7 protein-coding genes and 2 pseudogenes are annotated in these 10531 nt (G+C 67.7%); 4 read left to right on the top strand and 5 right to left on the bottom strand.

Features of this window, described 5'->3' with window-relative positions:
• Positions 1–96: 96 nt before the first annotated feature.
• A pseudogene (locus ACZ5TL_RS21135) lies at positions 97–249 on the top strand (aldehyde dehydrogenase family protein); the annotation flags it as partial.
• A 326-nt stretch (positions 250–575) separates the two neighbouring features.
• Here ACZ5TL_RS21135 and ACZ5TL_RS21130 read toward each other — a convergent pair.
• Entirely contained in the window at positions 576–1502 is a 927-nt protein-coding gene (locus ACZ5TL_RS21130; RefSeq protein ID WP_468591565.1) for a DUF1295 domain-containing protein, read from the bottom strand.
• Positions 1503–1575: 73 nt separating this feature from the next.
• Here ACZ5TL_RS21130 and ACZ5TL_RS21125 point away from each other — a divergent pair, with 73 nt between their 5' ends.
• Both ACZ5TL_RS21125 and ACZ5TL_RS21120 read left to right on the top strand, forming a co-directional pair.
• On the top strand, positions 1576–2139 hold the full coding sequence (locus ACZ5TL_RS21125) for a QsdR family transcriptional regulator (RefSeq protein ID WP_468591564.1): 564 nt from the start codon (positions 1576–1578) through the stop codon (positions 2137–2139).
• A 217-nt stretch (positions 2140–2356) separates the two neighbouring features.
• Positions 2357–2593, top strand: a pseudogene (locus tag ACZ5TL_RS21120) (transposase family protein); the annotation flags it as partial.
• Between the two features lie 123 nt (positions 2594–2716).
• On the opposite strand, the gene ACZ5TL_RS21115 reads toward ACZ5TL_RS21120, so the two are convergent.
• From ACZ5TL_RS21115 to ACZ5TL_RS21105, 3 genes are all read right to left on the bottom strand, one after another.
• Positions 2717–4435 (bottom strand): acyl-CoA dehydrogenase family protein, encoded by a 1719-nt coding sequence (locus ACZ5TL_RS21115; RefSeq protein WP_468591563.1) that lies wholly within the window; start codon positions 4433–4435, stop codon positions 2717–2719.
• 79 nt (positions 4436–4514) lie between these two features.
• A complete protein-coding gene (locus ACZ5TL_RS21110) occupies positions 4515–5081 on the bottom strand; it encodes a PadR family transcriptional regulator (protein ID WP_468591561.1) in 567 nt (188 codons plus the stop codon).
• Between the two features lie 566 nt (positions 5082–5647).
• Positions 5648–7078: an endo-1,4-beta-xylanase gene (locus ACZ5TL_RS21105; protein ID WP_468591560.1), complete on the bottom strand. Its 1431-nt coding sequence runs from the start codon at positions 7076–7078 to the stop codon at positions 5648–5650.
• 755 nt (positions 7079–7833) lie between these two features.
• Here ACZ5TL_RS21105 and ACZ5TL_RS21100 point away from each other — a divergent pair.
• Positions 7834–9297, top strand: coding sequence for a non-reducing end alpha-L-arabinofuranosidase family hydrolase (locus tag ACZ5TL_RS21100; RefSeq protein ID WP_468591558.1), 1464 nt, complete (start codon positions 7834–7836; stop codon positions 9295–9297).
• A 188-nt stretch (positions 9298–9485) separates the two neighbouring features.
• Here ACZ5TL_RS21100 and ACZ5TL_RS21095 read toward each other — a convergent pair whose 3' ends face one another.
• A complete protein-coding gene (locus ACZ5TL_RS21095) occupies positions 9486–10130 on the bottom strand; it encodes a hypothetical protein (RefSeq protein WP_468591557.1) in 645 nt (214 codons plus the stop codon).
• Positions 10131–10531: the final 401 nt, after the last annotated feature.

Here is a 10531-nt window from a genome sequence, read left to right as displayed (position 1 = left end):
CACGCTCGCGCAGTTCGTCGGGGTACTTACGGGGAGCAGCCATGATCGGCATCCTTCCGGGTCTTCGATGTCTCCATCAAACCCGGGGCGGTTCACAACTGCTACCACGCCTACCCGGCGCACGCGGCCTTCGGCGGCTACAAGAAGTCCGGCATCGGCCGCGAGAACCACAAGATGATGCTGGACCACTACCAGCAGACGAAGAACATTCTTTGTTCTTACAGCCCTCAGAAACTCGGCTTCTTCTAGAGCCTCAAGTGGGTTGCCTGGGGGCACTGTTGCCCTCCAGGCAACCCGGCACGACAAGCACGCTCAGCGACTGTACCGCGCAGCTTCGACCCCACCCGGTCATTGGGATAGGTACAGCGGGCCTCGGCCAGCGGCTGCAACGCAGAATCGCTGTGGGCGGAACACCCTCATCGAGGACCCCCACTCGCCCGGAGGTCTGGCTCGAGGGCCGGTGACTCACCGGTCGAGACCGCGAGACCACGAGACCGCGAGACCGCCGGCGCGCCCGGCACACGGCGCCCGTGCCCGCCGCTCTGCCTCATCACCTATGGGGCACCCGGAAGGGCTCACTGATGAGTGGTCCGTCGGGGCCCGGGAAAGAACCGGTTGGTGACGCGCTGATAGCGGATGTAGTCGGGGCGTCGTTGCCGGCTGAAATACTCGGCGGGAACGGCGCCGGTGTAGTGCACGAGCATGTGGTACGTGGTCCAGGAAATCCAGGCCAGGGCGAGGGCCGTGAGCAGGCCGAAGACAATGTAATGGTGTGGCCAGCGGTCGATCAGCACGGGCAGCGACAACAGGATGAGACTGTTCCACTGCATCCACTGACCGAAGTAGTTGGGGTGACGGCTGTAGCGCCACAGCCCGATGTCGCAGGTGCGGCGCACACCGTCTCGTCGGGTGCGGTCGGCGAAACGGGCCTTCTGCAGGTCCGCCACCGATTCGAACACCCAGAACACCGCCCACAGCGCGATCGCCGCGACACTCACTGCATCGAGGCCGGCCGGGCGCACGGTGGCGAGCGCGGCCGGGACCGCGAGCACAGCGATGTTGGCGCCGCACTGGACCATGATCTCGACCTGGAGTGACGCCTTCTCGTTGCGGAACCCGTCTCGCTCCCAGCGGCGCCGCTGGTACCGGTACCGCGGCAACTCGCCGGGCAACCGCTTGAACACCATGAACCGCAGCGCCCAGGCGCCCATACGCATGCCCATCAGCAGGTAGATCACCGCAGTCGCGACAGCCGCAGGCGAATCCAGGCCGCCGAACGCCAGGATCTGCACCCCGATCAGGGCCAGGCCCCACGGCCAGGCCACATCCACGTAGGACATGAACCCGGTGCGGTGGGCCGGCAGACCCGCACCCACGACGAAGACGGCCAGTTGCACTAGCAGGTTGCAAACCATGAACGCCGTGAGGTCGCCCTGAAATGCAAGGGCCGCGAACATCACGACGTAGATCGCGAACGGCAATGTCCGCCTCACTGTGGCCACGGTTACTCCCTACAAAGGTGAGACATTAATGCGCATGTGTCTCGGCGAGATGTAGTGAGACACTAGGGCGGTGATGTCTCAGATGCAAGAGGTTCCGCCTCCGCTGCCCCCGGACGAGCCGGTGCTGCGCGCCGCGGTCGCGATGTTCCTGCGGGACGGCTGGATCGACGCACGGGCGCTGGCTGCCGAGGCCGGCATCGGCCGCGCCACCCTGTACCGGCGCTACGGCGACCGCGACCGCCTGATCGGCGAGGCGATCTGGGCGATCGCCACAACCGAGTTCGCTCAGATCTACCCCCGGAGCCGCGGCCGGGGCGCCGACAAGGTCGCCGACCTCGTTCACGCCATGCTGTCCACCAGCGCACAACTGCCGGCCATGCGTCGGTTCGTCGCCGAGCACCCCGACACCGCACTACGGGTGATGACCTCGCGTGACGGCGTCATCCAAGACCGCATAGTCGAGACCGTCAGCCGGCTCATCCAGTCCGAGATCGGCGAACCCGACGACATCGACGCCCCGACCCTCGCCTACGCCGTCGTCCGGGTCGCCGAGTCCTTCTACTACCGCGAGCTCCTCACCGGGCAGCCCACCGACATCAGCGCCGCCACCACCATCATCCGCAGGCTCCTGCGCTGACCGGCCGACCTGACGCTCGACCACGTGTGCGCTGTCGAGGCCAGACGTGATTCGGACGGACCGGAAGTGCCCGCCACGTGTGGGCGCGGTGGCAGGACCACGAAGCCATGGATCGTCCACTCCTCCCGTTGCCCGTGACCACAGGGGCTGTGAGACGTTCAGCTCTGGCCCGCATCGGTGGTGACACCGGGTGGCCGTCCTTGACCATGAGCTCGTGATGGATGTCAACTCCCGTGTCAGTACGGTGCTTCCCGGGCCGTCGATGCTGGTCGTCGAGGACGCGGTGGACGGTGGCGACGCGGTGATGGTCACGGCTCGTACGCGGGATGCGGCGGTGCCGTGTCCGATGTGCCGGACGCCGACGGGGAAGGTGCAGGGGTATCACCGCCGGACGGTGACGGACATGCCGGTCGACGGCCGCCCGGTCGTCGACCACCTGCGGACACGGCGGCTGGTCTGTCCGGCCCCGGGCTGCCGGAGGCAGACCTTCCGCGAGCAGATTCCCGGACTGCTGGAGGGCCGTCAGCGCCGCACGGTGCGGCTTGCCTGGCAGATATTCCAGCCCTCTCGGCGGCTGTCAGGGCGCCATCTCGTACGCCCCGGACAGTGCCTCCACACGCTCCCAGACGTGCCTCGAACGCGCTTCGTCGATGACGGGACGCCGGACGGCACCGAGGGCCCAGCGCTGCTGATCCACGGTGGCGGAGTCCTTGCCATGCAGGTCGACTGCGAAGGCGGAGAAGTCGCGGACGAGGACGGAGAACAGCTCGTCGAGCACCTCCTCGTCGAGGTCCGTCAGACGGGCCTGCTCCAGGATCAGCTGGCCGTGCACCACCAGCGCGAACAGCTGGCCGACGGCGAGAAGGAGATCGAGGTCGCGGCTCTGCTCCTCGTCGGGGGCTGCGGTGGCGACGAACTCGCACAGGGCGTCGGCCTGCTCCCGGAAGCGGGCGACGTTCGGCACCCCGGCGTATGCGTCGTAGGCGGGGCGCCAGTCGTGGAAGCGCACGGAGCCAAGGCCACGGGCCGGTCCCTGCTCGAAGAGGAACGTGTCGTCGGCCGCGTCGAGGCGGGTCGGCACGGCCGGGAACTCGGCCGAATTCAGGAGGTGGTTGCGCATGAACTTGAGGATCAGCGCGAGGTTGACGTGCACCGTGCCCTCGAGCTTGGGCAGTCCTCGGATCTCGACGGCGGCCTGTGCGAAGTAGGTGTCCTTCTCGAAGCCCTTGGCGGCGATCACGTCCCACATCAGGTCGATGACCTTCTCGCCTTCCGTGGTCACCTTCATCTTCGTCATCGGATTGAACAGCAGATAGCGGCGGTCGTCCGAAGAGGCAGAGCGGAAGTAGTCGACGGCCCGGTCGCTGAACAACTTCATGCCGACGAGGCGGACGTACGCGTCGGCCAGCTCGCGGCGCACGTGCGGGAAGGCGGTGACGGGGCGGCCGTACAGGATCCGATGCTGCGCATGGGTCACCGCCTCGTACATCGCATGCTCGCAGATGCCGATCGAGGCGGTGCAGAGATTGAACTTGCCGACGTTGACGGTGTTGAGGGCGGCGTCGAAGGCGGCGCGGCCCGAGTGCAGGACGTCGTCCGGCCCCACCGGGTAGTCCTCGAGACGGAACTCGCTGACGTACTTCGAGGAGTCGACGACGTTCTTCACGAGGTGATAGGCCGGGTGGCGGCTGTCGGCGGCGAAGAAGACGTAGCCGTCGGGACCCTCGATGTCGGCGCGTCGGCCGAAGACCGAGACGAGCCCGGCGGCATTGCCGTTGCCGATGTAGTACTTGGAGCCCGTCGCCCTGAAGCCGCCGTTGCCGTCCGGCGTCAGCAGCATGTCGGTGGAGTAGATGTCGGCGCCATGAGTCTTCTCGGAGAGACCGAAGGCGAACACCTCACCCTGGGCGAGGAGTTCCGCCGCGCGGGTACGCGCTGCGGTGTTGTCGCTCTGCCAGACCGGTCCGAGACCGAGGATGGTCACCTGCCATGCGTACCAGTAGTCGAGACCGTAGAACCCGAAGATCTCGTTGAGGGCGGCGATTCGGGCCGTGTCCCAGCGCTGGTCCTTGTGTCCGGCGGCAGACGCCGGGGTGAGGAAGGTGGCGAACAGCCCTTCCTTGGCAGCGAACGCGAGGAAGTCGGCCAGCCAGGCACGGGACCGGTAGTCCTCGATGAGCCTGCGCTTGCCGCGGTCCTCGAACCAGTCGACGGTGGCACGCAGCAACCTGCGGGTCTCGGGGTCGAACTGCGCCGGGTCGTACGTACGGGGGTTGAAGAGGAGGGGGTCGGCCATGGAGGTCCGCCTTCCGAGGGTTGAGGGTGGAGGGTTCACGACTGCAGGTCGCGGTGCGCGGGGCGCGGTGTCCGGCGCTTCAGGCGTGCGGGGGTGACGTGCCGAGCCGGCGGAGAGTGGCGAGTACGTCGTCGAGCCAGGCGATCGTCATCCGCTCGTACGCGATGCCGCCGCGCAGCACGACATGCTGCAGCTCCTGGCCGGCGTCGAGCGGGGTGGGCGCCGCCGGGCCGGTGAAGTCGCGCAGTTCCCCGGCCACATAGTGTGCGAGCCGGTCGCTGTGCACCTGGCGGTGCCGTTCGACCTCACGGATCAGCACGGACGGGTCGTCGAAGGCCGCGCCGCGGATCTTCACCGCGAGTTCGTGCCGGATGCTCTCGGGTTCGATCGGTTCGTGCAGCCACTGAGAGAGGGCGGCGCGGCCGGGGCCCACGACGGAGTACTCCTTCTTGTCCGGTCGGCTCTGCTGCGACAGCTCACGGACGGCGAGCAGGCCCCCGCTCTCCATGCGCTTGAGAACGCGGTAGATCTGCTGGTGCGTGGCGGTCCAGAAGTATCCGATGGACCGCTCGAACCGCCGGGCCAGCTCATAGCCGGAGCCCGGCTTCTCCAGCAGGGAGACGAGGATCGCGTGCTCGAGGGCCATACCCAGATCCTTCTATGCAACTCGTTGCATAGCCAAGGGGTGCTGCCCAGGTGAGACAGGGCTCACGCGGGTCGGCGGTGGACGGCTCTCTCATCACGCCCGAGCGGATCAGCTTCCCCTCGACCGCCTCACCGGTAGGTCCGGCCGCCCGCCACCACACCGCGCATGCCTCTGCGCCCTCACCACCGCGGCCTCCGCGGCTGACCTGTTGGGAAGCGTTCTCCACCACGCGTACCCGGTGATTGTTCTTACAGCCCTCAGAAACTCGGCTTCTTCTAGAGCGGGCGGGGTGGTCGGCCGGGGCTGTCCACGAACCGCACACCCCTCCCACGGCCTGTTCGCCGGCCGTTGACCGGTCCGAAGGCGTGGGAGCTCTCCTGAAAGGCCCTCTCCGTCCCTCGATCCGGGATACACGTCGACGGAGTGGAGCCAGGATGATCCTGGCTCCACTCCGTGGTGCGGGCTTGTCACTGGAACTGTGCGAAGAACCTAGGTGGTGGTGATGTGCGTTCGGCTACCGGGCGCGGGCTCGCGCGGGCTTTGGGGGGCGTGTGTGGCAGGTCCCCTCAGGTGCGGGTCCAGCGTTGGTTACTGCCGTTCGAGCAGGAGTAGAGCTGAATCAGGGTGCCGTTGGCGGTGCCGCCCGCGACAGCGTCGAGGCAGAGGCCGGACTGGACGCCGACGATGGATCCGTCGGAGTTGAGGCGCCATTTCTGGTTGTCGCCGCCCCAGCAGCTGTAGATCTGGACCTTGGTGCCGTTGCCGGTGCCGGCGGCGTCCAGGCACTTGCTGCCGTAGACCCTGAGCTCGCCGGCGGCGGTGTACGTCCACTGCTGGTTGGTGCCGTTGTGACAGTCCCACAGGTGGAGCTGGGTGCCGTCGGTGGTACTGGTGCCGGGCACGTCCAGGCAGCGGCCCGAACCGACGCCCTTGATCGGTCCGGAATCCGAAGGGGGCGTGGAGGAGCCGCCGTTGAGCGCGTTGAGGACGGCGGTGTAGGCGGGCTTCTTGCTGCCGTCGCCGTTGAACAGCAGCGGCGTGTGCTCCGGTCGCCAGGAGTCGCTGTCGCGCACACCCCAGACGGTGATGCCGAGGCAGCGCGGGACGGCCAGACAGTCGTTGGTCACGTTGGCGAAGGTCGTGGCCGGGGCGCCCTGGATGTCGAGTTCGGTGATGGCCACGTCGACGCCGAGGGCGGCGAAGTTCTGCAGGGTGGTGCGGAAGTTGCTGTGGTAGGGGCTGCCGCTGTTGAAGTGCGACTGGAAGCCGACGCAGTCGATCGGCACGCCGCGCTGCTTGAAGTCCCGGACCATGGCGTACATGGCCTGGGTTTTGGCCCAGGTCCAGTTCTCGACGTTGTAGTCGTTGTAGCAGAGCTTGGCTGCCGGGTCGGCGGCGCGCGCGGTGCGGAAGGCGACCTCGATCCAGTCGTTGCCGGTGCGTTGCAGGTTGGAGTCGCGCCGGGCTCCGGAACTGCCGTCGGCGAAGGCCTCGTTCACGACGTCCCACTGGGTGATCTTGCCCTTGTAGTGGGCCATCACGCCCTTGATGTGGTCGATCATCGCCTGGCGCAGCGTGCTGCCGCTGAGGCTCTGCATCCAGCCGGGCTGCTGGGAGTGCCAGGCCAGGGTGTGGCCGCGCACCTGCTTGCCGTTCTGCACCGCCCAGTTGTAGACGCGGTCGCCGGCGGTGAAGTTGAACTGGCCCCGCTGCGGTTCGGTGGCGTCGATCTTCATCTCGTTCTCGGCCGTCACCGAGTTGAACTCACGGCCCGCGATCGTCGTGTACGCCGAGTCGCCGAGCCTGCCCGAGGCGATGGCGGTGCCGAAGTAGCGGCCGCTCTGCGCCGCCGCGGCGCCGAGCGTGTTCTCGGCGGCGTGTGCGGTCGGCGGCGGGGTCAGTGCGGTGACGACCCCGAGGACGCCGACGACCAGCGCCAACAGCAGGCCGCGGATCTTCCGGCGGACAACGGGTCTGGGAAGGGCATACGAGCCCATAACTGTGCCTCCAAGGTAGAGATCATGGAAGGACTGAAGCGCAGGGGAACGCGTCGCCCGCGCCCACTCGGCAGACGGACGGGGCGGGCCGGAAGCCGGGCAGATTCGGAATCACCGGACACCGCGGTCATGGGACCGGGACGATCTCGACCGGCACGGACGGCACCCGCTCGGCCGTTGGGTGACGTACGGCGGGCGGCGGTGTTTCGACACAGGCATGGAGTACTCCATCGCGGCTCAGCCGGGGGACCACCACGCGGCGTCGCGCACCTCTCCGATTGCGCGATGAGCCAGGATGCGCTGGTGCGAACCTCACCGGAACGTGACGGGGTGGCGCCGGTGCTTCGGTGTGCGGATCCGTCGTGCGGCTGTGCGTGGATCTGCCGTGCAGCACAGATTGCTCATGGCCAATACCGTTCGGTATATCGAACCGTGGCCGGTCTCTCAAGCAGGGATGATTGAGGCCTTGACGATGCATCGTCAATACTCCCCGCAGAAGAAGTTTCGATTCTTCACCCGAAACATTCGGGAATCCCAGCGAGCCGGACGGCGCCCCAGCTCGGTCAAGACCGCAGGGGAGGCGCCACTTATGGACAGAACGGCGACAGGCCTTGACCAGAGGGCCCCACATTCCTAGCTTGTGGCGTCAAAGCATCCGGGAATTCTTCGAAAGTTTCGACACCTTTCCTCGCCCCGGTACGTCCGCTCCACGGTCGTCGGGGTCACCTCACCCCCGCCCCGAAGGAGGCCCTCTGATGTGTCGCCACCCGTCCCCGGTCCGTCTGAGGCGCTTACCCGCCGTCCTCGCGCCCTTGCTGCTCGTGGCCACCTTCCTCGGCGCCCAGCCCGCCGGCGCGGCGACCGTCGACCCCAACGCCTCGTACGTGCTGGTCAACCGCAACAGCGGCAAGGCCCTGGATGTCTACAACATGGCGACCGACGACGGCGCCCGCATCACCCAGTGGACCAGGAACGATCAGAAGCAGCAGCAGTGGCAGTTCGTCGATTCCGGGGGCGGCTACTACCGCATCAAGTCCCGCCAGTCGGGCAAGGTGCTGGACGTCCACAACTGGTCCACCGCGAACGGCGGCTCGATCGTCCAGTGGGCCGACCTGAACGGCACCAACCAGCAGTGGCGACTGGCCGACAGCTCGGATGGCTACGTAAGGATCATCTCGCGCCACAGCGGCAAGGCACTCGAGGTACAAGGCGCCTCCACCGCCGACAACGCGAACATCGTCCAGTACGACGACTGGGCCGGCGCCAACCAGCAGTGGCAGCTCGTCAAGGTCGGCGGCGACAACCCCGGCCCGTGCGATCTTCCGTCGACTTACCGCTGGACATCAACGGGCGCGCTGGCGCAGCCCAAGCAGGGGTGGGTCTCGCTCAAGGACTTCACCGTCGCCCCCTACAACGGCAGGCAACTCGTCTACGCGACGACGCACGACACGGGGACGCGTTGGGGTTCCATGAACTTCGGCCTGTTCACCAACTGGTCGGAGATGGCCTCGGCCGGCCAGAACGCGATGCCGGCTTCCACCGTCGCGCCCACGCTCTTCTACTTCGCGCCGAAGAACATCTGGGTGCTCGCCTACCAGTGGGGCGGGACCGCCTTCTCCTACCGGACGTCGAGCGACCCCACCAACCCGAACGGCTGGTCATCCCAGCAGGTGCTCTTCTCCGGAAGCATCTCCGACTCCGGAACAGGACCCATCGACCAGACGCTCATCGGTGACGGGACGAACATGTACCTGTTCTTCGCCGGTGACAACGGCAAGATCTACCGGGCCGGCATGCCGATCGGAAACTTCCCGGGCAGCTTCGGCACGACCTCGACCGTAGTCATGAGCGATACGAGGAACAACCTGTTCGAAGCCCCGCAGGTCTACAAGCTGCAGGGCCAGAACCGCTACCTCATGATCGTCGAGGCGATCGGCTCGCAGGGACGCTACTTCCGCTCGTTCACGGCCACCAGTCTGAACGGCTCGTGGACACCCCAGGCCGCGACCGAGAGCAATCCCTTCGCCGGCAAGGCCAACAGTGGCGCCACCTGGACCAACGACATCAGCCATGGCGAACTGATCCGCACCAGCGCCGATCAGACCATGACCGTCGATCCCTGCAATCTGCAGCTGCTCTACCAGGGGCGCAACCCCAACTCCGGCGGCGACTACGGCCTCCTGCCCTACCGTCCGGGTCTGCTGACACTGCGGCGCTGACGGCGTGACATGAGTCCGGCTCCGGTATGGAGCCGGCGTGGCGGGCTCGGCGGAAGGCCGAGCCCGCCCGGGTCACGCGACCACGTCAGCGCTCATACGGCGACGGAGCGCGGGGCCGGGCCACGCTCACCAGCCCGGGGGCCAACCCGTAACGCGGTGCCGCCGCCGGTGGCGCTTGCCAACGTCTCCTACTCTCTCGGCAGGAACCTCTGGCGAGCCCAGAGGCTCAGCAGGGCCGTTCCGCCGGCCACCAGCGGCACCGGGTCCCGGGCAAGCGGAGCCAGCACATATCCCAGCGCTGTGGCCGTGCACACCGTCAGGGGAACGAACGCCGCCGCGCCCTCCATCCCCCGTCGCAGCGCGGGCTGAGCAGTATCGAGGGCGCTCGCCCCGCCAGGAACCCAGGGGCCGACAGCGACCACCAGCAGTCCCGCCGTAACGCAGGCGTCGGCCAGTTGGCAGGGCATCAGCCCGCGGCCGGGTGGCCCGACCGCCCACAGTCGCAGGGTGTCGCCGATCAGCGTGAGGGACAACCCGGCGATCGCGACCCACAAGGTGGCTCTCTGGTCGCTCCGTACGAGACGGCGCAGGGCGAACAGAAAACTGAGGAACACCACTTCCGCCGTCCACAGGACACCGACCATCCCCCTCCCCAGCCGCAGGCCGTCACCGGCCCCGCGCAGCAGCACCCATCCCGTCATGAACACGGCCCCGGCGGTGACGACCCCGTCGAGCACGCGCCGCAGCAACACGTGCCGGCCCGTACCGGCGTCGGCCGCGACCACCAGACCGGCCATCCCCAGACCGACCGTCAGCGTCACTCCGGTGATCACCACCGAACCCGGCAACGATCGCGCGTCCCATCCCGAAGCCGGAGGTTGTGACGACAGCACGGTGACCGCTCCCCGGTACACACCCGCGGCTACCGCGGAACCCCCCAACAGCAGCAGCCGCGTCCGCACTCGTCCGCTTGTTCCCCTCGCGCGGAGCATCAGGGATGCCGCCAGCCCCCAGCAACCGATGGACGGCCCGAAAGCCACCGTCCGCGTCGTCCCGCCACCGGCGGCCCACGACACGCCGAACGTCAGCACTGCTCCCACGAGACATGCCACGCCGGCCGCGCCCCAGGGCCGACCGCAGCGGCCCGCCGCCCGGGACCTGAGCACGCCCGATGTCTTCCCCCACCCCGACATCAACCGCGCCTTTCCACCCGTCTCCCGCCCGCAGGGCCTCC

Source organism: Streptomyces sp. NPDC033136, from assembly GCF_055578235.1.
This window is presented reverse-complemented; position numbering and strand designations above follow the sequence as displayed.

Coding starts and splice junctions, on each gene's coding strand:
- ACZ5TL_RS21100 (WP_468591558.1), top strand. CDS start 7,834: ATGTGTCGCCACCCGTCCCCGGTCCGTCTGAGGCGCTTACCCGCCGTC.
- ACZ5TL_RS21115 (WP_468591563.1), bottom strand. CDS start 4,435: ATGGCCGACCCCCTCCTCTTCAACCCCCGTACGTACGACCCGGCGCAG.
- ACZ5TL_RS21125 (WP_468591564.1), top strand. CDS start 1,576: ATGTCTCAGATGCAAGAGGTTCCGCCTCCGCTGCCCCCGGACGAGCCG.
- ACZ5TL_RS21105 (WP_468591560.1), bottom strand. CDS start 7,078: ATGGGCTCGTATGCCCTTCCCAGACCCGTTGTCCGCCGGAAGATCCGC.
- ACZ5TL_RS21110 (WP_468591561.1), bottom strand. CDS start 5,081: ATGGCCCTCGAGCACGCGATCCTCGTCTCCCTGCTGGAGAAGCCGGGC.